The sequence below is a fragment of the Rhizobium sp. PAMB 3182 genome, from assembly GCF_052908355.1.
Map to the genome: position 1 here is coordinate 2,735,723 of NZ_CM128607.1, position 21,709 is coordinate 2,757,431.

Consider the following 21,709-nt stretch of genomic DNA (forward strand, 5'->3'; position numbering starts at 1 on the left):
TCCGATCACATTTTCGGAAGCGTCAGCTCCTTGCCGATCGAAATGACGTCCGGATGGCGCAGCTTGTTTTCCCTGGCGATCGCCGGCCACTTGCCGCCGTCACCGAGCTGCTCCTTGGCGATCGTCCAGAGGGAATCACCCTTCTTGACGACATAGCTCATCGACATGTCGGTCTTGGCCGGCATTTCCGACGTCGTGGTCGCCTCGGGCTTTGCCGGCGATTCCGTCGGAGTGGCGGTCTCGGCCTTCACCGGTGCCTCGGTCTTGGCGGGTGTTTCGGCCGGTGCCGCGGCTTCCGTCTTGGCCGGAGCAGCTTCTGTCGTGGCCTTCTTCTGGTCCTTGACCACTTCGGCGGCAGTTGCCGTTGCCGGTGCGGCCGTCGGCGCGACATAATCGGCCGGGGTCACGTCGGTGATGCGGTCGGTGCTGTCGATCGGCTGATACGGGCTATGAGCGGCAACGTAGTCCGCGACCACCGTTTCCAGGCCCGGACCGTAGTCGTAGGCATTCTGGGCTGCGGTTGCGAAGATCTTGTAGCCGTCGCCGCCGGAACGCATGTAGTTGTTGGTGGTGACGCCGTAGAGCTTCTCGGGATCGAGCGGCACGTAGGCATCCCCTTCCTTGACCTCGACGGAGACGACGCGGCTGCCGGCCGGCTTCGACCGGTCGAAACTGTATTTCAGGCCGGAGACCTGCGGGAAGCGTCCGGCGCCGTCCTCGATCTGGCTGAGGCCGTTTTCAAGCGCGGTCACAACGTCGGCGCCCTTCAGCTGCATGGTGGCAAGCGTGTTCTGGAACGGCAGGACCGTCAGGACTTCGCCCATGGTGACATCGCCGCCGTCGATCGACGCACGCAACCCACCGCCGTTCTGGATGGCGATCGTCATGCCCTGATCCTTGACGCGGTCGACCATGGCGTCGGCCACGAGATCGCCCATGGCGCATTCCCGGACGCGGCAGACCTTGCTCGACCCTTCGATCGGTGCGGTGCTGCTGCCGATGACCTTCTGGCGCAGCTCCTCGATCGGAGCGGCAAGTTCCTTGATGCGGGCAAGCACGGCTTCGTCGGGCTTGAAGCTCGCATCGATGAGGATCGGGTCGCCTTGGGCGGATTTCACCACGCCGTTGTCATCGAAAACGACGTCGAGATTGCCGAGATACTTGCTGTAGGAGGCGGCCTGGACGACCGGCACCTTATAGCCGCCCGGATTGTCGACCCAGGTCGGGTACGGCCCTTCCGCCTTCTCGTCCGTGTTCGACAGCAGGGTGTGCGAATGGCCGCCGACAACCACGTCGACGTCGGGGATCTTGGCGATGACGGCGAGATCGCGCGGATAGCCGACATGGGTCAGAGCGATGATCTTGTTGACGCCTTCGGCCTTCAGCTTCTCGACTTCGGCGCTGATGGCGTCCTGATCGACGGTGATGTCGATGTTCGGTCCCGGCGAAGAGAGTTCCGGCGTGTCGTTGGTGACGGCGCCGACGATGCCGACCTTCTCGCCGCCGACGGTCAGCACCAGCGAGGGAACGATGCGGTCCTTGATGGTGGAGTTGGCATTCGCCTTCACATTGGCGGTGACGACCGGGAACTGGATCTTGTCGAGGAAGGTCTTCAGCGAGTCTTCGCTCTCGTCGAACTCGTGATTGCCGACGGTCATCGCGTCGAACTTCATCAGGTTGAGGAATTCGGCCTCGGCGGCACCATGATAGGTCGTGAAGAACAGCGAACCCTGGAAATTGTCGCCGGCATTGAGGAGGATGACGTTCTTGCCTTCACCCTTCAGCGTGTCGCGCGTCTGGTTGATCGCCGTCAGCAGGCGGGCCGCGCCGCCGAAGCACTTGCCTTCGGTCTCGTCTTCGGCCGAGCAGGTGGAATCGTATTTGTTGATCGATTCGATGCGGGAGTGAAAGTCGTTGATGTGCAGGATATCGAGCTCGAAATCGGCAAATGCGCTGCCGCTCGACAGGGCAATCAGCGAGGCGCTGAACAGTCCCAGTTTCAATCGCGAAAACATGTGGCTCTCCTCTTTGTTCGGCCGAAGCCCTTATAGGCTGCTTACCTGCAAGCCTTTATGACGATTATTCATCGCTTCGGATGATGAGCAAGCCGGTTTTTCCCTTTTGGTCAAAAAATATGACTTCACAGGTTTGCTTATCGTAGTCCCGGGAGCGCGGCGACCTGCGGTTCGGCCATAAAAAAACTCCCGCCGGGCGGGAGTTTTTTCAGGACGACGACGGGTCGGTACGCGGCAGGACGTCAGCTGCGCCGTGTCAGCGAGAACTGGCCGCCGGATTCCGAGGTGCAGTTCAGCTGGCTGGGCGTCACCAGCGCGCAATTGACCTTGGAGGTCGTGTTGCGCACCATCGAGGTCAGGTTGATCTCGATAAGCTTGTCGTTGATCTGCGCGTAGGTGCCCGATGCCAGGAGCTGGTTGGTGTCCGTCGTCCGGGTGGCGAAGGAGCCGCCCTGGAACGTCGAGATCAGCCCGTTGGAATCCGCCCAGGTGCCCTCGATCGTCTGAACCCGCGGCTGAGGCGGCAACGGACGATAGTAGCTGCCGCCGGTCTGGCAGGCGGTGAGCGCGGTTGCGCAGAGAATGGCCGTGCCGGCAATCTTGAATTTCATGAAGTCTCTCCAGAAACAGAGTCCCGCCCTTTTCGGGCCTTTGTCCTGACCTTGCCGTGATGAACGGGCGAAAGCAAGGGTCCCCGGGCAGGCAACCCGTGGTTATCCGGAGGCAAGCAATTGATAGCGTTGCAAAAAGGCCTCAAGCGGAGACTTGAGGCCCTTGAATGCGGCGGTTCTGCTTAGCGAACCAGGATGTTCTGGAACTGCCAGGGGTCGCTTTCGTCGATTGATTCGGGAAAGAGACCGGGACGGCCTTCGAGCGGAGTCCAGTCGGTATAATGCCCCTCGACCGGGCCGAGATAGGGCATCTGCACTTCCAGGCAGCGCTTGTAGTCCATCTCGTCGGCCTCGACGATACCGGCCTTCGGGTTCTCCAGGGCCCAGACCATGCCGGCAAGCACGGCTGACGTCACCTGCAGACCGGTCGCGTTCTGGTAGGGCGCGATGCGGCGGGTCTCTTCCAGCGACAGTCGCGAGCCGTACCAGTAGGCGTTCTTCTCGTGGCCGTAGAGCAGCACGCCGAGTTCATCGACGCCGTCGACAAGTTCGTTTTCGTCGAGAACGTGCAGCACCGGCTGGGCATTGCCGCCATTGCCGAACATTTCGTGCAGCGACAGCACGGCGTCGTTGGCCGGATGGTAGGCGTAGTGGCAGGTCGGGCGGAAGGAAACGTCGCCGTCCTTGTCGCGGACCGTGAAGTAGTCGGCGATCGAGATGGATTCGTTGTGGGTGACGAGGAAGCCGTATTGCGGGCCGGGCGTCGGGCACCAGGTGCGAACGCGGGTATTGGCGCCCGGCTGCTCAAGGTAGATCGCCGCCTTGTTGCCCTTCTTGTGCTTCTTGGCGTTCTTCGGCATCCACTTCTCGTGCGTGCCCCAGCCGAGTTCCGACGGCTGCAGGCCTTCGGAGATGAAGCCTTCGACCGACCAGGTGTTCCAGAAGACGTTGAGCGGCTTCGGGTTGACGGAGCGCTGGGTGTCGCGTTCGGCGATGTGCACGCCCTTTACGCCGAGCTTCTTCATCAGCTTCGCCCAGCCTTCGCGGTCCTCGTGGTTGGGTTCCTCGAATTCGAGGCCGGTATCGTTGGCGAGATTGACGATCGCCTGCTTGACGAACCAGGAGACCATGCCCGGATTGGCGCCGCAGCAGGAAACCGCCGTGGTGCCGCCGGGGCGTTTTTCCTTTTCCTTGCGCACGGTTTCACGCAGCGCGTAGTTCGTGCGGTCGGCGTTCTTCATGTCCTTGTCGAAGTAGAAGCCGAGCCACGGTTCGACGACCGTGTCGATGTAAAGGACGTCGAGCTTGCGGCAGAGCTTCATGATGTCGAGCGAGGAGGTGTCGACCGACAGGTTCACGCAGAAGCCCTGGCCTTCGCCTTCCGTCAGCAGCGGCTTCAGGAGATCCTTGTAGTTCTCCTTCGTCACATGCTCCTGGATGTGGCGCACGCCGAACTTGGCGAGGATGCCAGTGTCGTCGGGCAGCGGGTCGATGACCACGAACCGGTTCATGTCGAAGCTGAAGTGCCTCCAGATCAGCGGCAGCGTGCCGCGACCGATGGAGCCGAAACCGATCATCACGATCGGGCCGGTGATTTCAGCGTAAACCGGGTAGGTCTGGTCTGTCATAATGCTTTTCTCCTGGGCAAAAGTGCCCTTGTTCATTCCGCTCTAATCACAGTCTTCTGACATAATAAAGACGGTTCTATCATGCCTGCTCCACCGCGCCGGCTTTTTCGGCTGCCAAACCGCGCAGAAACGCCACCAGCGGGTCGCGGAGCGTACGCAAGCCCTTGTAGGCGAGCTGGTCGTCGTTCAGGCCTTCGAGCAGTTTCGCCATGTTGGAAAGATGCTGCGCGGCATCCGGCCTTGCGGCGATTGCCGCCAGCGGATCGACGAAGACCCTGATGGTGAAGAGAATGTCGCCGGAGACCGGCAGCCGGCTCAGCGTCTGGCGTTCGGCACGGATGAAGTTCTTCATGGCCTCCGGGCCCGCCACGGCCGGGTCGCCGTCGATATGCCTGGAGACCGGTTGCGGCAGGGCGCCGTCACCCTTGATCGACCAGTTCATCCGTTCCACCGGCTTTTCGAAAAGAAGATTGTCGAAGATGCGGTTGACCAGCTGCGCGTTGCGGGTGCCATTCTGGAAGCCCGGTACGCCGGAATGAACGCCCTCCATCGGCTGGCCGAATTTTTCTGACAGTGACCAGGAGGATGGAAAGGTCACATGGGCGGCGACGATGTGCCAGCCCGTTTCCTTGCGCCGCATCAGGACCAGATCGTCCTGGACGAGGGATCCGGCGCGCAGCAGGGCTGGCCGGCTGGTGTCGGCGATGTCGACGTGGTGCCCGGCCATCTCGAAGACCGAACCTTGGCGATGATAGAGGCTAGCGTGCTGGCTCGCCAGATGATCGGCAAGACGCGCAAGGACCTCTTCCTGCGCCTGTTCCGTGTCGCTTTCCATCCGGAAAACCTCATCCAGGCCTTCGCGACAGACGCGGGCCTTTTCGTCGAGATAGAAGCCGATATCCGCGTCGGGTTCGATCCAGCGGGAGTAGTCGATGGGCTTGAGACCGATGCTGAAGGGCGTCGGCAAGGCGGTGTCTGGTGTGTAGATGGGCGCTTGTATCGTTGTGACCATTGGAGGAAATCCAGCTGAATTCCCATCAGACTATGACGCCGCCATCGTTACTGTCGAGATCAGTGAGGCGATATCTCTTCGCCGCCTCAGTCCTTCAGGCCTTCCAGACCGGAAGCGGTTATCGAGATGGCTGCTTCCGTAAAGTCGTATGTGGCAACGCCGTGTACGGCGAACGGATCACGCGCGCAGAATGCCTTGACGGCGTCGAGATCACCCCTTGCCAGCAGCACGCCGCCGGTGCGCGGCACCTTTCGGCCGGACGCGATCAGAACGCCGCTCTCATAGCCCTCCTTGAGCCATTCCATGTGCGCCTCCAGATGCGCCTCCACGGCTTCGATGGGCATGACATAGGTGAGCGAAACGATGATCATGGTGTTACCTCGTTGTGGTTTCCAGGTTGGTTGGCTCTGATCCGGGAAAGGTCTGTATCACTTGCGCCATTGCGCGCGAACAAGGCCGCGGAGTGAATTTCCGAGATAGATATTGCCGGCTGCAAGATCGTCCGGCGTCAGCTTTTGTTCTTGTGCCTCGCTCGTGCGAAGAAGCTCGCCTCTGAGCACGCCGGCGAGCAGGCCGGAGGAGAGGGGCGGCGTGAGGAAGTTACCGGGCGTGTGCTCGACAAAGAGACTGGTAATCGTGCCCTCGCAGAGTTCGCCTTTTTCGTTGAGGAGCAGAACCTCGTCCGCCTCCTCCCGGGAGTATTCCGAGCGGGCTGCGGCATAGACGTCGCGTTTCGATGTCTTGTGTTGAAGCAGGGGATTGTCCGAGCGAAGCCGCGTCTTCGCGATCTTCACGGTCCAGACCGTATCTGCGTGCAATCCTGCATGCGGCGCGGTCGTCACGTCGATCCTGCCGTCCGGGAAAAGCTCGAGGCGGACACGAAGGGTGTCGTCTCCCGATACGGCGGCAAGCAATGCCGGTTCGGCCCTTTCGCTGCCTGTGAAGCCAAGTGCCGCGGCGGAGGCTTTCAGCCGTTCGAGGTGCAGGGGAAGTCGGATGAAGCCGACCTCCGGTTCCCAGCGCAGGGTTTCGATCAGCGAGAAATCCATTGATCCCCCACGGCGAAGCGCGCCTTCAGCAGGCATTCCTCGTATTCGGCTTCGGCATTGGAATCGAAGACGATGCCGCCGCCGACATTGAAGATGGCCCGGCCATCATTGAACAGCGTCAGTGTCCGGATCGCCACGGAAAACCGCATGGCACCGGACGGCGAGACGAAACCGATCGCACCACAGTAGACGTCGCGCGGGCCGGCTTCGAGGTCATGCAGAATCTTCATCGCCCACATCTTCGGCGCACCCGTCACCGAACCGCAGGGGAAGAGGGCGGCGAAAATGTCGGTCAGCGTCGTCTCCGGAATGAGTTTCGCCTGAACGTGGCTGACCATCTGGTGAAGCGTCGGATAGGTCTCGACCTCGAAAAGCTTCGGAACGTCCAGAGTGCCGACTTCGGTGATGCGCGAGATGTCGTTGCGCAGGAGATCGACGATCATCCTGTTTTCGGCCTGAGACTTCTCGTCGGCCTTCATCGCCGCGATGATCTCTTCGTCTTCCTTTGGGGTTCCCCCTCTTCGGGCGGTTCCCTTCATCGGATGGGTCTCGATCCAGCCCTCGTCATCCGTGCGGAAGAAGAGCTCGGGCGACCGCGACAGGATGATCGGGCCGCCGAGATCGATCAGCGCCCCGTATTTCACCGGCTGGCGCTCGATCAGCGAATGGAAAGCGGCGAGCGGATCGCCGCTCCAGCGCGCCTCGACCGGCATGGTCAGATTGCCCTGATAGCAATCTCCCTTGCGCAGGTGTTCATGCAACTTGTCGAAGCGCCGGCGGTAGGCTTCGAAATCCCAGGCAGCCTTCGGCTCGGTGATGAAGGGTTCGTTTTCGACGCGTAGCCGCGCTTCGGCGAGTGGATGGTCGTCGGGTTGCGGCGCATCGAAGATGCCGAAGTTCAGGAGTGGCGTCTCGCGATTGTCCTCGATCAGCGGCGCGAGCTTGTCTTCGAAGACGTAGCCCGCCTCGTAGGACATGAAGCCGGCGAGCCACTTGCCGTCCTGCCTTGCCTTTTCCAGCCGCTTGAGTGCCGGCAGGATGTCGGACTTGCGCCGAACGCAGACGATCTCCTCCAGCCCGGCAAAGACGAGGCTTTGCCGGGTGGTGTCGTCCCGGAAGAGGGCGAAGGCTTCACGCATGCGGTATCAGGTCAGCAAGGCGGCCTATCCGTCAAGCGCTTCCAGTTCGTCGATCAGGCCTTCGATCATCGACAGCCCCTTCGACCAGAAGGCCGGATCGGAGGCGTCGAGGCCGAATGGCTTCAGGAGTTCGCTGTGATACTTGGTGCCGCCGGCCTTCAGCATCGCGAAATACTTCTCCTGGAAGCCGGTCTCGGCGTTCTGGTAGACCGCGTAGAGCGAGTTCACCAGGCAATCGCCGAAGGCGTAGGCGTAGACGTAGAAGGGCGAATGGATGAAGTGCGGGATGTACATCCAGTAATCCCGATACTCGTCCGTGATCGAGATCGACGGGCCGAGGCTGTCGCCCTGGACGGAGAGCCAGAGATCGCCGATCTGCTCCGCCGTCAGTTCGCCTTCCTTGCGCGCGGTGTGCACCTTGCGCTCAAATTCGTAGAAGGCGATCTGGCGGACGACCGTGTTGATCATGTCCTCGACCTTCTGGGCGAGCATGGCCTTGCGTTCGCGCTTGTCGCTCGTCTTGGCGAGAAGGGCGCGGAAGGTCAGCATCTCGCCGAAGACGGAGGCGGTCTCGGCGAGCGTCAGCGGCGTCTGGCACATCAACGCGCCCTGCGCGCCGGCCAGCACCTGATGGACGCCGTGGCCGAGTTCGTGGGCGAGCGTCATCACGTCGCGCGGCTTGCCCATGTAGTTGACGAGCACATAGGGGTGCACGGAGGGAACCGTCGGGTGGGCGAAGGCACCGGGCGCCTTGCCCGGGCGTGCCGGGGCGTCAATCCACTGTTCGTCGAAGAAGCGCTTCGCGATACCCGCCATGTCGGGGGAGAAGGCGCCGTAGGCGGAAAGCACGGTGTCTTTTGCCTGCGTCCACGGGATCACCGCGTTCGGGGTTTCCGGCAGAGGCGCGTTGCGGTCCCAGAAGTTCATCTGCTCCATTCCGAGCCACTTTGCCTTCATCTTGTAGTAGCGATGGGACAGGCGCGGATAGGCGTCACGGACGGCGGCGGCAAGCGCATCGACAACCTCGCGCTCGACCCGGTTTGCCAGATGCCGGCTGTCGGCGATGTCCTCGAAGCCGCGCCAGCGGTCGGAAATTTCCTTGTCCTTGGCGAGCGTATTGGTGATCTGGACGAAGAGCCGGCGGTTCTCCTTGAAGGTCTCGGCCAGCGCCATCGCCGCCTTCTTGCGGACCTCGCCGTCCAGTTCCTGCAGCATGTTGAGAACCGGTTCCAGGGGCAGCTTTTCGCCGTCGATATCGAAGCGCAGCTCCGCCATCGTCTCGTCGAACAGGCGGTTGAAAGCGGCGGCGCTGGTCATCGACTTTTCGAGGAAGAGCTGTTCCAGCTTGTCATCCAGCTGATAGGGCTTGTCCTTGCGCAGATCGACGATCCAGGACTTGTAGTGGGCGGCGGCCGGATCGCTTTCCAGGCAGGCGTCGATCACGGCGTCGTCGATGCGGTTCATTTCCAGCGTGAAGAACAGCAAACGGGCGGAAACATCGGTCAATTTGGCCTGGACGTCGCCGTAGAGCTTGCCGTTTTCAGGCTTGGACGTATCGCCGAAATAGGTGAGGCCGGCGAAGGACGCGATGCGTCCGAGCAGGTCGTCGAGCACCTCATACTCTTTCAGCGCCTGGCCGATACCTTCATCTCCGGTCTTCGCCGCGGCCTCGGCCAGCCGACCCTTCCAGCGCGCCTCGAAAGCCTCGGCCTTGTAGGCGGCCTCCTTGAGCGCAGACTTGAATTCGCCGGAGTCGGCGGAAGGGTAGAGATCGGTCAGGTTCCAGACCGGCAGATCGCCGAGTCCGGCCCCGCTTGCCCGCGCTTCGTCCGCCGCGCGGACAAGGAAAAGGGGATCGGCGGCCGGAATGTTCTTCATCGTCTTCAAGTCCTTCATGTTCATGCCGACGGCGCGCTGCCGTCCTCGTCAGCCCAAGAAGTAGTCAAGCCAGGCGGGCGGGGCAAGGCCGGAAGAAGACATGGTCTCATACGGAAACGGCAATCGCTAAAATGCGACCATTTCTCAAAACGGGATGTTCAATCGTTCATGGAAGAGTGCGATCGCCAGCCCTGAGCCTGTTTCAGGTTCGCAGCCGATTTGCAGGAGAGATAACAATATGTCCGCCCATGTTCTCGTTGCCGAAGATGATCCGATCCAGCGCCGCCTGCTGAAAAACGCGATCGAACGTCACGGGTATGTGGCCCACATGGCCGAGAACGGCCGCGAGGCGCTGGAATTCCTGCGCCGCGGCGAATACCAGGTCAACGTCATCGTGCTCGACCTGATGATGCCGGAAATGACCGGGCTGGAATTCCTCGACGCGTTGCGTCAGCGGGGAACGGAAATCCCGGTCATCGTCCAGACCGGGCAGGGCGGCATCGAGACCGTCGTGCAGGCCATGCGCGCTGGCGCCTTCGATTTCGTCGTCAAGCCGGTCTCGCCGGAGCGGATCGCCTCCGCAATCTCCAACGCCCTGAAGCTCGACCAGCGGGAAGCCTTCGCACGCGCCGGCCGCCGGCCGCGCACCGGACATATCTCGTTCGAGGACATCGTCTCCGCCAGCCCCGACATGCTGCGCGTGGTGGAACTCGCGGAACGGTCGGCCCAGTCGAACATTCCGGTCGTTCTCGAGGGCGAATCCGGCGTCGGCAAGGAACTTGTCGCCCGCGCCATCCAGTCTTCCGGTCCGCGCGCCAACCGTCCGTTCATCACCGTCAATTGCGGCGCGATCCCGCACAATCTTGTCGAAAGCATCCTGTTCGGCCATGAGAAGGGCGCGTTCACCGGCGCGACCGAGCGCCATAGCGGCAAGTTCGTCGAAGCCGATGGCGGTACGCTGTTCCTCGACGAGATCGGCGACCTGCCGCTCGAGGTTCAGGTCAAACTCCTGCGCGCTGTCCAGCAGGGCGAGGTGGAAACCATCGGCTCTGCCAAGCCGCGCCGCGTCGATGTCAGGCTGATCTCCGCGACCAACAAGGACCTGATCGAGGAGGTCAAGGCCGGCCGCTTCCGCGAAGACCTCTATTACCGCCTCAACGTCTTCCCGATCCATATTCCGGCCCTGCGCCGCCGCCGTGAAGATATTCCGCATCTCGTCCGCGTCTTCGTGCAGCGCTTTGCCGAGGAGCAGAAGCTCGACACGGTGCCGGAAGTCACATCCAGTGCGCTGGCATTGCTGACGGCATATGACTGGCCGGGCAATATCCGACAGCTCGAGAATGCGATCTTCCGTGCCGTCGTGCTCGCCAAGGACGGCCAGCTGACCGAGCATGACTTCCCGCAGGTCGCGGCTGAAATTCCCGGCGCGCTCAGTGACGAAGGCGTCTCTGTGCCGCCCGGCGGCTTCAAACCCCAATTGCGCTACAGCGCGCCGCCGGTCTATCCGGACTTTACCAGCCCCGCCGCCGCGGCGCCGGCCGAAGACAATCTTCAACCGGCGAAGGCGGATGCCACAGACGATTTTCCGGACAACGTGATTGTCAGCACCGATCCGCTCGGTGACGTCAAGAAGCTCGCCGAGGTCGAGGAGGAGCTGATTCGCTTTGCGCTGAAGTTCTATCGCGGCCAGATGAGTCGCGTGGCGCGCAAGCTCGGCATCGGCCGCTCGACGCTTTATCGCAAGTTGAGGGACTACGGTATCGATCCCGACGACCCCAAAAAAGATGCGGCATAAGAATTCATTAGGGCTTCCCCGTTAACCGTCGAGCAAGCCACATGGTGTATATCTCCCTAAATCTTGTTAGTGGATTATTCACTATGTCAGGAAGAAGTGGTAATCCGTGGCAAAATTGCCATTGTGTTACCGTATTTCAGCTTCATGTGAGACGGCATTGAAATTGTCTCTCGGACGGGGATCGAGTTGCAGGTTGTGACAGGTTACAAGCTGCCCGCAATGCACGGGCGGCCGGACTCTAGGCAAGTGCCAGCACGTAGCTTTTCGCTGCGGCAGGCCATGCTGCAGGTCCTGTGCTGGCTCATGCTCGTGTTTGCAGCGGCGCCAGTCTTCTTCGCGTCGGCCAATCATGCCGCCGCGGAAACACGCTCGCTGAAGATCTACTTCATCCACACCGGCGAGAAAGCCAACATCGTCTACAAGCGGAATGGTCGCTACGATCCCAAGGGATTGAAGCAGTTGAACTATATTCTGCGTGACTGGCGCCGTAACGAATCGACCAAGATGAACCCGCGTCTTTTCGACGTGCTCTGGCAGGTCTATCGCGAGAGTGGTTCCAACGGCTACATCAACGTCGTTTCCGGATACCGCTCGCCGGCCACCAATGCCATGCTGCGGTCGCGGTCCAGCGGTGTCGCCAAGGAAAGCCAGCATATGCTCGGCACGGCCGTGGACTTCTTCATTCCCGGCGTTCCGCTTTCCAAGATTCGTGAACTTGGCATGAAGCTGCAGGCCGGCGGCGTCGGTTACTATCCGCGCTCGGGTTCGCCTTTCGTGCACATGGATGTCGGCAACGTCCGCGCTTGGCCGCGCATGACGCGCCAGGAACTGGTCCGACTTTTCCCGAATGGACGCACTTTGCACATTCCCGCCGACGGCAAACCTTTGCCGGGGTATGAACTCGCGATGGCGGACTACAAGAAGCGACTGAGTTCGAACAGTGTCGTGATTGCCGACAAGGGCGGCGGAAAGTCGAGAGGCAAGACATTGCTCGCGGCCTTGTTCGGAGGCGGCGACGAGGACGAGGGCGAGGATGTGGGCGATGCGCCCGCCGTAGCCCCGGCCCCGGCACGGCCTGCCCCGCAGGTTGCCGAGCAGGCTCCCATTCAGGTCGCTTCGGTTGAACTTCCAGGTGTCGACGGCATAGAGCCGCCCGTGCCGCTGTTGAGACCTTCGCTCAAGGATGCGCCCGCCAATATCGCAGTGGCAGCCGCACTCGTGCCGCCGGCGCATAACGCAGCCGAAGACGCGCTTGCCGCAGCCATGCCGGAGAGCCCGGCAGATGCCGGCGAGGAATATGCCGATCTGGCGGACTACGATGACATTCCGGTCCCGACTTTGCTGGCGGCCCGTGGCCTGCCCGGCGGTGCCGATCAGGGCAACATGACGGCGAGCGCCGACGACGGACAGTGGAATCGCTTTGGCGGCGATGCTCCGGCGCCGCAGGAACGCCCCGCCTATCAGGTTGCCTCGCTTACGCCTGCCGAATTGCGCAGCGCCGGCCTTTCCGCAGACGAGGTCGCCTCCTGGGGCAAGAAGCAGCAGGCCGGACATGTCCAGCATGCAGATCAGATCCTGACGGCTGCCGTGCTGAAGAGCGGCTTCGAGCAGGCGCCGATCATGACTGCCTATGCCGCGCCTGACCCGGTCAAGCAGGTGATCAAGCAGAACAACGGTCTCGGCGATGCCTTCGATGTTCCTGAAGCGGCCGACGACAGCCTTGCCAAGGGACTGCCCGTCAAGGGTGCGCGCCCTGACACGGCCGAGGCGATCGTTGCCCGTGTCGGTGACGACAAGGTTCGCGTCGAGTTGACCAAGAAGATGCTGTCCGAGTGGGCGGTTGCCAATGCGATTGCTCCGGATGGCGCCGGTGTCATCAAGGCGCCCCGCTTCGCCGGCGACGCCATGCGCCGCAGCCCGGCCGCAGCGCGGGGTACCGGTTTCTCGACACAGACGCAGCCGATCGATGCCGGACGCTTCAGCGGATCTGCAGACGAAATGCTCTGAAGCATCCGATCCTGCTCAAGGACATGAAAAAAGCCGCCTCAAGGGCGGCTTTTTTGTCTTCGGCTCCTGAACCGGATTATTCTTCCGGCGGCGCTTCGATCATGCCGAGCGCATGCAGGTAGGTGTCGAGGATCGCTTCCTGTTCCAGGCGCTCGTCCTTGTCCTGCTTGCGGATCGAGATGACCTTGCGCAGCACCTTGGTGTCGTAGCCCATGGACTTGGCTTCGCCATAGACGTCCTTGATGTCGTCGGCGATCGTCTTCTTTTCTTCTTCCAGCCGCTCGATGCGTTCGACAAAGGCGCGGAGCTGGTCGCGGGCAAGCCCGTGAGCATCAGACATGTCTTACTCCTGTTTGATGTGAATTCGGTTTGGTAGCGTCACCTGCCGCGAACGGGCGGCAAGGTCAAGCAGATTTCCGGCCGAGGCTGCTATTCCTTCGGTCTGTTGCGCTCGAACGACTGCAGATCCGCGGCGCTTGCCTCCTGCTGGTGGAGGGCTTTCCAGTCCTCGTAGGGCATGCCGTAGACCATTTCGCGCGATTCGTCCTTGGATACGTCGAGGCCTTCGACCTCGGCGGCCTCGCGATACCAGTTCGACAGGCAATTGCGGCAGAAGCCGGCGAGATTCATGAGGTCGATGTTCTGGACGTCGGTGCGTTCGCGCAGGTGATTGAGCAGACGGCGGAATGCGGCGGCCTGCAGTTCGATTTCCTCTTGCGGCGTCGGTTTGGTCATCGTGTCGCTCTCCTTGTTTTCCGGTCAGCCTTGCGGGTAGGGGCCCGTGCGTGACGGTTGCAATTCTACCGCATGCAGGGATGGCTCGGCGTTCATCGTTTCAAACAGCGGCGCCAGCCGCTCCGCCCAGGCATCGATCCCCGCCTCATCGCCGATCAGGTCCTGGCGCACCTCGAGAAGCGCGTGCGGGATGCCCCGCGACATGCAGTGACGGTACATGCAATCACCCTTCAGCGCACCGTCATAGGGCTCGTTGTCGCCGACCAGTATGTCGCCGGCTTGCGACAGGAGGTCGATCAGCATTTTCGGTGCGCGCGGGTCGTTATCCCACAGGACGGCCGCATGCCAGGGGCGGGGCGTCTGCTTCCAGAACGGCGTATAGGAATGGAGCGAAAGCACCAGCGGCGCCTTGCCGCAGGCCTTTGCGGTGCGCGAAATCAGCGCACTGACCGCCTCATGGTACGGCCGGTGGAATGTCTCGACCCGGTAGTTCCATTCTTCCTCGGTGATCGGATGGTTGGCCGGGATGATCGCGCCGTCGGATATCTTCATGATCAGGGTCGGATCGTCCTCGCCACGGTTTGGATCGATCAGCAGCCGGGAAAAACACCCCATGATGGCCGGAACGCCGAGCATTGCCGACAGCCGCCGTGTGAGCCCTTCCACGCCGATGTCGAAGGCGATGTGCCGCTGGAAGGCGCTGTCGGGAAGTCCAAGAGAACCATACTGCTCCGGCAGGCCATTCATGGCGTGATCGGCAACGAGGACCATACCTTTGTCATAGTCGCCATCTAGCAATTCGAATGGTGAGAATTCACGCATGGGGCACATCCTGAAATGATAAGGCGCCTTTATTTACATGAGCCCGGAGGGCGTGCAAGCGCCGCATTCCAACGTCCGGGATACCGCCTTGCGCATGTCCCGGACCATTTATATCGATTAAACTGGCGTTGACTTTCTACAATGGCCGTCGCATGAAGACCCAAATGCTTAGCCACGGAGTTTCCCTGATCATCGTGCCACAGCGCTATTCAAAATACGGGCGGGGGCTGTCACGCTATGGCCTGCGTGTAGTGCTCGCGCTTCTCGCTCCGATTTTCTATTTTTCGGCCCCGGCCGCCCATGCCGACTTCCGCGTCTGCAATGGCACGGGGAACCTGGTTGGCGTCGCCATCGGCTACCGCACCGACAAGGGATGGGTGAGCGAGGGATGGTGGCAGGTGCCGGCAGCCGCCTGTGCGACCCTGATCGAGGGAGACCTCCAATCCCGCTATTACTATCTTTATGCCGAGGATGCGGCGCGCGGTGGGCGCTGGGCCGGCGACATCAATATGTGCGTTGCCGAGGATGAGTTCAAAATCCTCGGAGTCAACGACTGCTATGCCCGTGGCTATCAGAAGATGGGCTTCAAAGAATATGATACGGGCCGTCAGGGTAGCTGGATGGTCCAATTGTCTGACACTCCCGGGACGCAAGAAAGTCAAAACTGATGAAGCGTAATCGCAAGGTAAAAATTCTCGCCACTTTGGGGCCGGCCTCGAGCGAAGAGGACATGATCGAAAAGCTGCACCAGGCGGGTGCAGATGTCTTCCGCATCAACATGAGCCATGCCAGCCACGACGTGATGCGCACGCTCATCGGCCGCATCCGCAGCGTCGAGAAGCGCAGCGGTCGTCCGATCGGCATTCTCGCCGACATTCAGGGACCGAAGCTGCGCGTCGGCAAGTTCGCCGACACCAAGGTCGAACTGAAGATCGGCCAGACCTTCACGCTCGACAACAAGGACGTTCCCGGCGACGAGAACCGCGTCTTCCTGCCGCATCCGGAAATCCTCGAATCGGTCAAGCCGGGCCAGCGCCTGCTGATCGATGACGGCAAGCTGCATCTGCGCGCTGAAATATGCGATGGCACCTCCATCGTCTGCACGGTCGTTTCCGGTACCACGATTTCCGACCGCAAGGGCGTGAGCCTGCCCGACACGATGCTCGGCGTTGGCGCGCTGACCTCCAAGGACCGTGCGGACCTCGACGCGGTTCTGGCCACCGGTGAAGTTGACTGGGTTGCCCTGTCGTTCATCCAGCGCCCCGAAGACATTGCCGAAGTGCGCAAGATCGCACGCGGCCAGGTTGGCCTGATGTCGAAGATCGAGAAGCCGCAGGCCATCGAGCGGATCGACGAGATCATCGAGCTTTCCGACGCGCTGATGGTCGCCCGTGGCGACCTCGGCGTGGAAATGCCGCTTGAGACGGTTCCCGGCCTGCAGAAGCAGCTGATCCGCGCTTGTCGCCGCGCGGGCAAGCCTGTCGTCGTCGCCACCCAGATGCTGGAATCGATGATTTCCGCTCCGGTGCCGACGCGCGCCGAAGTCTCCGACGTCGCGACCGCCGTCTTCGAAGGCGCGGACGCCGTCATGCTGTCGGCCGAGTCCGCTTCAGGCGCCTATCCGGTCGAAGCCGTCGAGACCATGGCGAAGATCGCCAGCAAGGTCGAGCTTGACCCGCACTTCCACGGCATCATCTATGCGCAGCGGCCGCAGCCGCAGGCTACCGGCGCCGACGCGATTTCGCTCGCAGCCCGCCAGATCGCCGAAACGCTGAACCTTGCCGCCATCGTCTGCTACACCGCGTCGGGCACCACCGGCCTGCGCGCCTCGCGCGAGCGTCCGGAAGTGCCGATCATCGCGCTGTCGCCTATCATCCAGACGGCGCGCCGCCTGTCGATTTGCTGGGGTACGCATTGCGTGGTCACGCAGGACGCTTCCGACCTTGACGACATGGTCAACCGCGCCTGCCGCATCGTTGCCGCCGAAGGCTTCGGCAAGCCTGGCGACCGCGTCATCATTTCCGCCGGCGTTCCGCTCGGCACGCCTGGTGCGACGAACATGCTGCGCATCGCCTATATCGGTTCGGACGGACAGAGCGGCGTCTGAGCCGCTTCCCAAATATCCGATGACGTGAATTCGAAAGCCCCGCCATTGTGCGGGGCTTTTGCTATTTTGTCGCCAGTGGGGCTGTAAAGGTCCGGGCCATGTCCTGAAGATCGCGCTGGTGGCCGGCGATCTTCTCGATCGCGGCAATCGCGATGTCGGTGGCGATGTAGTCCGGCTTGTGGCCGAGATCGCGGATGGTGACGAGTTCCGCATTCGCAATGTCACGGACCAGTCCTACGGAATGGATGTCGGCGAGCACGATATCGTCGCTGTCGCCCGTAATGACGATCGTCGGAGCGGAGATGGTCGGATAGGACGGCGCGGCGCCTGTGACATAGTCGAGGAGGTCGGCGACATCCCTGGCATTGTTGCGAAAGGTCGCCGGGCGCAAAACCAGCGCTGGCGCGGTGCGCTCATGATAATCAGATGGCTGCGGATTGGGATGAAAAACCGCGCGAATCGCGCCGTGCATCCGCATCAGGCCGGCGGGCACCGCAAGCGTCCGAGAAAAAAGCCAACCCAGAACCGGTAGCGCCGTCAGCGTGTAGTACCAGTCGACGCCGCCCGGCCACGGGTGCGTGGCGGGTGACAGAAACAGAAGCCCTGCCGTTTTCTTTGGCGCCACCAGCGCGAAACTCGCGGCGATCGCACCGCCAAAGGAGTGGCCGCATATGATCGCCTGCTCGATGCCGTAGCGCTCCATGAGGGTGGCGATGGCGCGCGCCTGTCCATCCGGCGTATCGTTCTCCGGCCCGCCCCGTTCGGAATGGCCATGGCCGGGCCGGTCGACGAACAGCATTTCGGCGCGGGCGGCAAGCGGTGCCAGGAAGGGCGTCATCTGGTCCAGGCAATTGCCGCTGGCGCCATGGATGAAGACGAGCGGCGGCAGGTCGGCGGTGTCGGGTCGCGGCACATGGACGGCATGCAGGCGGTATCCGCCGACATCGACAAGATTGCCCTGCGGCGGAAAGCGTCGCGTGATCCTGCGCGCCACGATCCAGGAAAAGACCAGGAGAAGAAGGAGCGTCAGCAGGACGGCAAGCAGGATGAAGACAGGGATGGAAGGCAAGGGGAGGGGACCGCGCTTGGGGCTATGGGATCAGGTACGCTGGCCGGCGAGCTTCTCCGAGATGTCTTCCATATTCTTGCGGGCTTCCTTGCTCGCCGGGAAGATTTCGAGATATCGCTGCCATGCCTTCAACGCCATCTCGTCATCGCCGATCTGGGTCATGATCTCGGCCATGCCGGCGATCGCGCCGAAATGACGGGGTTCCAGTTCCAGCGTCTTCTGGATGTCCGCCATAGCCTTGCGGTAGTCGCCCATCGTGTAGTGAACAGTGGCGCGGCGGTTCCAGCCCTCGGCAAAATCGGGCTTCAGCAGCGTGACCTGGTCGAGAAGGTCGAGGGTTGCGTCGGGGCTGCCTTCGGTGATGGCCTTGGTGGACTGATCCATCAGCAGGTTGACCGTGGGGCTGCCGGAATCGGTCAGCAGGCGACGGATCTGACGGGAGATGTCCTCTGCCTTGCCCGCATCGCGCTCACGCTTCAATTTCAGGAATAGCGAATCGAGTTGCTCGGCCTGCGTCAGACCGCTGGTATCCGGTTCTTCGATTCGGGCTGTGTCGTCGACGCAAAAGGCCGGTGTTGCCGCCAAGGGGCAAGCCAGTATTGCTATCAGGCAAAATGACAAAGGGCGCATGGCGGTCATGGTATCCGCAAAGCGCCCAATATCAAATGAAATCTGCCTGTCATCATGCCGCGCGGCAAAAGTCCTGTCGCGCAAGCCTGCCGATCTCGCGGCCAGCCGCCGGTCATGCCGGCGGCGCGGCAATCAGCCCTGACGGGCCTTGAAGCGCGGGTTCTGCTTGTTGATGATGTAGATACGACCCTTGCGACGAACCAGACGGTTTTCGCGGTGACGGGCCTTCAGCGCTTTGAGCGAATTCTTGATCTTCATTTTCTTAATCCGCGTTTCTCAGTGGGGATGCCTCTCGGCGCTCCCGGTCTCTAAACAATCAAAAGCGCGCCGGTCGGAAAAGCCTTTGGCGCGCCCCTCGAAAAGTTGACAGGCAAATACCCTGTAGGCCTGGGCCTGTCAACCGGCCTTCAAGCCTTTTCCTGCCCGTTTGCACCGGTCAGCCGGGTCACGTGACCCATTTTCCGGCCGGGGCGGGCCTCGGTCTTGCCGTAGAGGTGGACAAGGGTGTCGCTCGTCTTCAGCCAATCGCCGAGATCGTCGATGTCGTCGCCGATCAGGTTCTGCATCACGCAGTCGGAGTGGCGTGCCGGATCGCCGAGCGGCAGGCCCGCGACGGCGCGAATGTGCTGCTCGAACTGCGAGACGATGCAGGCGGCTTCCGTCCAGTGTCCGGAATTGTGCACCCGCGGCGCGATCTCGTTGGCGATCAGCGTGCCGTCCGCAAGGACGAAGAATTCCATGCCGATGACGCCGACATAGTCGAGCGCGGAGAGCAGGCTTTCCGCAGCCTTCAAGGCGACGGCCTGCGTCTGCGCGCCGATCCTTGCGGGCAGCGTCGACGTATGCAGGATGCCATCGCGATGGACGTTTTCCGCGGGATCGTAGGCGCGAACCGCTCCATCCGTTCCCCGGGCGGCGATGATCGAGACTTCGCGCTCGAACGGGACGAAGCTTTCGAGGATGAGCGGCACGGAGCCGAGAGCCTCGAAGGCGCCGGCGGCGCTCTCCTCGGGCCCCTTGAAGACGCGCTGTCCCTTGCCGTCATAGCCGAGCCGGCGGGTCTTCAGTACGCCCTTGCCGCCGAAGTCGGCCAGCGCCGCTTCCAGGTCCGTCTGGCTGTCGACGGCGTGGAAGCGGGCGGTTTCGATCCCGCAGCCGTTCAGGAAGCGCTTCTCAGTCAGTCGGTCCTGCGCCACTTCCAGCGCCTTTGGTGGCGGATAGACGGGCACGCTTGCGGCAAGCGTCTCGGCCGCGGAGACCGGCACGTTCTCGAACTCGTAGGTGACGACGTTGCAAAGGCTCGCCAGTTCGGCAAGGGCCGCCGGATCGTCATAGGCCGCGGTAATCTGGCCGTTGGCCAGCTGGGCGGCCGGACAGTCGGGCTGCGGTTCGAGGATGATGGTGCGATAGTTCAGCCGCGCAGCGGCCATCGCCAGCATGCGGCCAAGCTGCCCGCCGCCGATGATCCCGATCGTTCTGTCTTTCATTACACGTCGTCCATGGGGTATTCGGCGACCGCCTCGCTCTGGCGCGTGCGCCACTGGTCGAGGGCGATCGCGACATCCTCGTCGGTCAGCGCCAGCACGGCGGCGGCGAGAAGGGCTGCATTGACGGCGCCGGCCTTGCCGATCGCCAGCGTTCCGACGGGAATTCCGGCCGGCATCTGGACGATGGAGAGCAGGCTGTCCTGTCCGGAGAGCGCCTTCGACTGCACCGGTACGCCGAAGACCGGAAGCGGGGTCATGGCGGCTGCCATGCCCGGCAGATGGGCGGCGCCGCCGGCACCGGCGATGATGACCTTGAAGCCTTCGTCGCGAGCACCCTTTGCGAAGGTGACAAGCCGGTCGGGCGTGCGGTGGGCGGATATGATCCGGGCGTCGTATTCGATGCCGAGCGCCTCCAGCGTGTCGGCCGCATTCTTCATGGTTTCCCAGTCAGACTGGCTTCCCATGATGATGGCGATCGGCGGTCGTTCCGCACTGGTCATATGTCGTCCTCTTTCAAGCTGTTTAGGCAATGATGTCGGGGATGATCTGATCTTCCAGCTTGCTGATCTTGTCCTTGATGACAAGCTTCTTCTTCTTCATGCGCTGGATGCGAAGGGCTTCGCAGCCGACCTGAATCATGGCGTTGATGGCGGCATCGTAGTCTTCATGCTCCTGGCGCAACCTTGCGACCGCCAGCCGAATTTCCGCCTGTTCCTGATCCGCCATTCCTGTCCCCGCCTCTCACGTCACAATGCCCTGCAAGCCGGTTCCCCGGCATTTGCGGCAAGCTCCTATCACTAAAACGTGCATTCGGGAAGTTATCTGAAACAGCTGTTCCGCATTTTGCGGAAGGTGAGGTCGCGGGAGGCCTTGGCAGCCTTGACGAACGGTCGGTAACCTTCCGTTAGGGATGGCTGTAGAAAGCGGGAAAAAATTCATGCGGCTGTCAAATTGCCTTCAAGAATCCACGAAATCGCCTTCGACAAGGGGGGGATCTTGTGGCACATTTCTCCTGTTAAAACCTGAAGCCACGGTCAAGTGTGGCCGGGATAGGTTAGGGAAGGAAGGACAGTAAAAATGACCATACAGGCTCATCTTGCATCGCTTGAACAAAAGCACGACGCTCTCGAGCAGGAACTGCACCAAGCGCTTATGTCCGTATCCAGTGACGACCGCGAAATTGCCGAGATCAAGCGCCGCAAGTTGCGCATTAAGGACGAGATGGAGCGCATCAAGAGCTCCACGCGGCACTAAGTCGAATTCTGTATGTGTGTTTACTCGGCTTTCCGGCATTTCGACCGGGAAGCCCGCCACCCGGCCCAGGAGGCCGGCCTCGATGAGGCCAGTTAGGGGTGGATTTGCCGGATAGATAGTCCGGCCCTTCAAAAAGCCGGTTCTGGGCGTCCGCTGTTGCCGTAGTTCACGCCCAGAACTGGTCCAGCCAGAGATTGAGCTTCATGAAGCCCTGGCTGTTGACGGCGTAGATGCGCCGGGTTCCTTCGGATTTCACGGAAACGAGGCCGCTTTCGAGCAGGGCCTTCAAGTGCTGGGAGACGGCCGGCCGGCTGATCGGCAGGCCCTCGGCCAGTTCGTTCACCGTCCTTGGTGCGCGCCTGAGCTCCTCCAGCAGGTAACGCCGGTTCGGATCCGCAATCGCACTGAAAGGATCGGTGTTGGACATGGGGTCGAACTTACGGGAAAGCCCATGGGCGGGCAAGAATATTT

At 61.8% G+C, this 21,709-nt stretch carries 22 protein-coding genes and 2 pseudogenes; 6 read left to right on the forward strand and 18 right to left on the reverse strand.

Annotated elements, in window-relative coordinates; genetic code table 11:
• Positions 1-5: 5 nt before the first annotated feature.
• The 8 genes from ACU5AZ_RS13225 to ACU5AZ_RS13260 all read right to left on the reverse strand — a co-directional run bounded on the left by ACU5AZ_RS13225 (position 6) and on the right by ACU5AZ_RS13260 (position 9,332).
• Entirely contained in the window at positions 6-2,015 is a 2,010-nt protein-coding gene (locus ACU5AZ_RS13225; RefSeq protein WP_446822824.1) for a 5'-nucleotidase C-terminal domain-containing protein, read from the reverse strand.
• A 242-nt stretch (positions 2,016-2,257) separates the two neighbouring features.
• Positions 2,258-2,626: an outer membrane lipoprotein Omp10 gene (gene omp10, locus ACU5AZ_RS13230; protein WP_446822825.1), complete on the reverse strand. Its 369-nt coding sequence runs from the start codon at positions 2,624-2,626 to the stop codon at positions 2,258-2,260.
• 182 nt (positions 2,627-2,808) lie between these two features.
• A complete protein-coding gene (locus tag ACU5AZ_RS13235; RefSeq protein WP_446822826.1) occupies positions 2,809-4,254 on the reverse strand; it encodes a homospermidine synthase in 1,446 nt (481 codons plus the stop codon).
• A gap of 79 nt (positions 4,255-4,333) precedes the next feature.
• Complete coding sequence (locus ACU5AZ_RS13240; protein WP_446822827.1) at positions 4,334-5,266, reverse strand: heme-dependent oxidative N-demethylase family protein; 933 nt, start codon at positions 5,264-5,266, stop codon at positions 4,334-4,336.
• 86 nt (positions 5,267-5,352) lie between these two features.
• On the reverse strand, positions 5,353-5,637 hold the full coding sequence (locus ACU5AZ_RS13245) for a YciI family protein (RefSeq protein WP_446822828.1): 285 nt from the start codon (positions 5,635-5,637) through the stop codon (positions 5,353-5,355).
• 57 nt (positions 5,638-5,694) lie between these two features.
• The gene (locus tag ACU5AZ_RS13250) at positions 5,695-6,315 is read right to left on the reverse strand and encodes an aminotransferase class IV family protein (protein WP_446822829.1); all 621 of its coding nucleotides are present in this window, start codon (positions 6,313-6,315) and stop codon (positions 5,695-5,697) included.
• Positions 6,300-7,454 (reverse strand): aminodeoxychorismate synthase component I, encoded by a 1,155-nt coding sequence (locus ACU5AZ_RS13255; protein WP_446822830.1) that lies wholly within the window; start codon positions 7,452-7,454, stop codon positions 6,300-6,302. Before ACU5AZ_RS13255 ends, ACU5AZ_RS13250 begins: the two co-directional genes overlap by 16 nt.
• Before the next feature lie 24 nt (positions 7,455-7,478).
• The gene (locus ACU5AZ_RS13260; RefSeq protein ID WP_446826010.1) at positions 7,479-9,332 is read right to left on the reverse strand and encodes a M3 family oligoendopeptidase; all 1,854 of its coding nucleotides are present in this window, start codon (positions 9,330-9,332) and stop codon (positions 7,479-7,481) included.
• Positions 9,333-9,570: 238 nt separating this feature from the next.
• On the opposite strand from ACU5AZ_RS13260, the pseudogene ACU5AZ_RS13265 reads away from it, so the two are divergent.
• From ACU5AZ_RS13265 to ACU5AZ_RS13275, 3 genes and pseudogenes are all read left to right on the forward strand, one after another.
• A pseudogene (locus ACU5AZ_RS13265) lies at positions 9,571-10,755 on the forward strand (sigma-54-dependent transcriptional regulator); the annotation flags it as partial.
• A 168-nt stretch (positions 10,756-10,923) separates the two neighbouring features.
• Positions 10,924-11,127, forward strand: a pseudogene (locus tag ACU5AZ_RS13270) (helix-turn-helix domain-containing protein); the annotation flags it as partial.
• Positions 11,128-11,373: 246 nt separating this feature from the next.
• The gene (locus ACU5AZ_RS13275) at positions 11,374-13,134 is read left to right on the forward strand and encodes a DUF882 domain-containing protein (protein WP_446822831.1); all 1,761 of its coding nucleotides are present in this window, start codon (positions 11,374-11,376) and stop codon (positions 13,132-13,134) included.
• 76 nt (positions 13,135-13,210) lie between these two features.
• Here ACU5AZ_RS13275 and ACU5AZ_RS13280 read toward each other — a convergent pair whose 3' ends face one another.
• The 3 genes from ACU5AZ_RS13280 to ACU5AZ_RS13290 all read right to left on the reverse strand — a co-directional run bounded on the left by ACU5AZ_RS13280 (position 13,211) and on the right by ACU5AZ_RS13290 (position 14,691).
• A complete protein-coding gene (locus tag ACU5AZ_RS13280; RefSeq protein ID WP_261928778.1) occupies positions 13,211-13,474 on the reverse strand; it encodes a DUF2312 domain-containing protein in 264 nt (87 codons plus the stop codon).
• A gap of 89 nt (positions 13,475-13,563) precedes the next feature.
• Positions 13,564-13,869, reverse strand: coding sequence for a DUF1244 domain-containing protein (locus ACU5AZ_RS13285; RefSeq protein ID WP_446822832.1), 306 nt, complete (start codon positions 13,867-13,869; stop codon positions 13,564-13,566).
• A gap of 24 nt (positions 13,870-13,893) precedes the next feature.
• Positions 13,894-14,691 carry an N-formylglutamate amidohydrolase gene (locus ACU5AZ_RS13290; RefSeq protein ID WP_446822833.1) on the reverse strand — a complete coding sequence of 266 codons (798 nt, stop codon included), beginning with the start codon at positions 14,689-14,691 and terminating at the stop codon, positions 13,894-13,896.
• A 152-nt stretch (positions 14,692-14,843) separates the two neighbouring features.
• Here ACU5AZ_RS13290 and ACU5AZ_RS13295 point away from each other — a divergent pair, with 152 nt between their 5' ends.
• Together ACU5AZ_RS13295 and pyk are read left to right on the forward strand one after the other, a co-directional pair.
• A complete protein-coding gene (locus tag ACU5AZ_RS13295) occupies positions 14,844-15,359 on the forward strand; it encodes a DUF1036 domain-containing protein (RefSeq protein ID WP_446822834.1) in 516 nt (171 codons plus the stop codon).
• A complete protein-coding gene (gene pyk, locus ACU5AZ_RS13300) occupies positions 15,359-16,798 on the forward strand; it encodes a pyruvate kinase (RefSeq protein WP_446822835.1) in 1,440 nt (479 codons plus the stop codon). Before ACU5AZ_RS13295 ends, pyk begins: the two co-directional genes overlap by 1 nt.
• Positions 16,799-16,859: 61 nt before the next feature.
• Here the strand turns inward: pyk and ACU5AZ_RS13305 are convergent, their stop codons facing one another.
• The 6 genes from ACU5AZ_RS13305 to ACU5AZ_RS13330 all read right to left on the reverse strand — a co-directional run bounded on the left by ACU5AZ_RS13305 (position 16,860) and on the right by ACU5AZ_RS13330 (position 20,710).
• A complete protein-coding gene (locus tag ACU5AZ_RS13305; protein WP_446822836.1) occupies positions 16,860-17,867 on the reverse strand; it encodes an alpha/beta fold hydrolase in 1,008 nt (335 codons plus the stop codon).
• 30 nt (positions 17,868-17,897) lie between these two features.
• A complete protein-coding gene (locus ACU5AZ_RS13310; protein ID WP_446822837.1) occupies positions 17,898-18,581 on the reverse strand; it encodes a tetratricopeptide repeat protein in 684 nt (227 codons plus the stop codon).
• A 48-nt stretch (positions 18,582-18,629) separates the two neighbouring features.
• Positions 18,630-18,755, reverse strand: a complete 126-nt coding sequence (gene ykgO, locus ACU5AZ_RS13315; RefSeq protein ID WP_093004239.1) for a type B 50S ribosomal protein L36 — start codon at positions 18,753-18,755, stop codon at positions 18,630-18,632.
• Positions 18,756-18,904: 149 nt separating this feature from the next.
• Positions 18,905-19,984 (reverse strand): 5-(carboxyamino)imidazole ribonucleotide synthase, encoded by a 1,080-nt coding sequence (locus ACU5AZ_RS13320; RefSeq protein WP_446822838.1) that lies wholly within the window; start codon positions 19,982-19,984, stop codon positions 18,905-18,907.
• Positions 19,984-20,484, reverse strand: coding sequence for a 5-(carboxyamino)imidazole ribonucleotide mutase (purE, locus tag ACU5AZ_RS13325; RefSeq protein ID WP_261928785.1), 501 nt, complete (start codon positions 20,482-20,484; stop codon positions 19,984-19,986). Before purE ends, ACU5AZ_RS13320 begins: the two co-directional genes overlap by 1 nt.
• A 22-nt stretch (positions 20,485-20,506) precedes the next feature.
• On the reverse strand, positions 20,507-20,710 hold the full coding sequence (locus ACU5AZ_RS13330) for a YdcH family protein (protein ID WP_261928786.1): 204 nt from the start codon (positions 20,708-20,710) through the stop codon (positions 20,507-20,509).
• Between the two features lie 351 nt (positions 20,711-21,061).
• Here ACU5AZ_RS13330 and ACU5AZ_RS13335 point away from each other — a divergent pair, with 351 nt between their 5' ends.
• On the forward strand, positions 21,062-21,238 hold the full coding sequence (locus ACU5AZ_RS13335) for a YdcH family protein (protein ID WP_261928787.1): 177 nt from the start codon (positions 21,062-21,064) through the stop codon (positions 21,236-21,238).
• Between the two features lie 166 nt (positions 21,239-21,404).
• Here the strand turns inward: ACU5AZ_RS13335 and ACU5AZ_RS13340 are convergent, their stop codons facing one another.
• Positions 21,405-21,665 (reverse strand): ArsR/SmtB family transcription factor, encoded by a 261-nt coding sequence (locus ACU5AZ_RS13340; RefSeq protein WP_261928788.1) that lies wholly within the window; start codon positions 21,663-21,665, stop codon positions 21,405-21,407.
• Positions 21,666-21,709 lie beyond the last annotated feature (44 nt).

Bases quoted from the DNA above. Each gene is read 5' to 3' on its own strand.
- ACU5AZ_RS13225 (WP_446822824.1), bottom strand. From the start codon at position 2,015: ATGTTTTCGCGATTGAAACTGGGACTGTTCAGCGCCTCGCTGATTGCC.
- ACU5AZ_RS13340 (WP_261928788.1), bottom strand. From the start codon at position 21,665: ATGTCCAACACCGATCCTTTCAGTGCGATTGCGGATCCGAACCGGCGT.
- ACU5AZ_RS13330 (WP_261928786.1), bottom strand. From the start codon at position 20,710: ATGGCGGATCAGGAACAGGCGGAAATTCGGCTGGCGGTCGCAAGGTTG.
- ACU5AZ_RS13280 (WP_261928778.1), bottom strand. From the start codon at position 13,474: ATGTCTGATGCTCACGGGCTTGCCCGCGACCAGCTCCGCGCCTTTGTC.
- ykgO (WP_093004239.1), bottom strand. From the start codon at position 18,755: ATGAAGATCAAGAATTCGCTCAAAGCGCTGAAGGCCCGTCACCGCGAA.
- ACU5AZ_RS13335 (WP_261928787.1), top strand. From the start codon at position 21,062: ATGACCATACAGGCTCATCTTGCATCGCTTGAACAAAAGCACGACGCT.
- ACU5AZ_RS13295 (WP_446822834.1), top strand. From the start codon at position 14,844: ATGAAGACCCAAATGCTTAGCCACGGAGTTTCCCTGATCATCGTGCCA.
- ACU5AZ_RS13285 (WP_446822832.1), bottom strand. From the start codon at position 13,869: ATGACCAAACCGACGCCGCAAGAGGAAATCGAACTGCAGGCCGCCGCA.
- ACU5AZ_RS13245 (WP_446822828.1), bottom strand. From the start codon at position 5,637: ATGATCATCGTTTCGCTCACCTATGTCATGCCCATCGAAGCCGTGGAG.
- purE (WP_261928785.1), bottom strand. From the start codon at position 20,484: ATGACCAGTGCGGAACGACCGCCGATCGCCATCATCATGGGAAGCCAG.
- ACU5AZ_RS13255 (WP_446822830.1), bottom strand. From the start codon at position 7,454: ATGCGTGAAGCCTTCGCCCTCTTCCGGGACGACACCACCCGGCAAAGC.
- ACU5AZ_RS13290 (WP_446822833.1), bottom strand. From the start codon at position 14,691: ATGCGTGAATTCTCACCATTCGAATTGCTAGATGGCGACTATGACAAA.
- ACU5AZ_RS13320 (WP_446822838.1), bottom strand. From the start codon at position 19,984: ATGAAAGACAGAACGATCGGGATCATCGGCGGCGGGCAGCTTGGCCGC.
- ACU5AZ_RS13250 (WP_446822829.1), bottom strand. From the start codon at position 6,315: ATGGATTTCTCGCTGATCGAAACCCTGCGCTGGGAACCGGAGGTCGGC.
- ACU5AZ_RS13260 (WP_446826010.1), bottom strand. From the start codon at position 9,332: ATGAAGAACATTCCGGCCGCCGATCCCCTTTTCCTTGTCCGCGCGGCG.
- pyk (WP_446822835.1), top strand. From the start codon at position 15,359: ATGAAGCGTAATCGCAAGGTAAAAATTCTCGCCACTTTGGGGCCGGCC.
- ACU5AZ_RS13240 (WP_446822827.1), bottom strand. From the start codon at position 5,266: ATGGTCACAACGATACAAGCGCCCATCTACACACCAGACACCGCCTTG.
- omp10 (WP_446822825.1), bottom strand. From the start codon at position 2,626: ATGAAATTCAAGATTGCCGGCACGGCCATTCTCTGCGCAACCGCGCTC.
- ACU5AZ_RS13235 (WP_446822826.1), bottom strand. From the start codon at position 4,254: ATGACAGACCAGACCTACCCGGTTTACGCTGAAATCACCGGCCCGATC.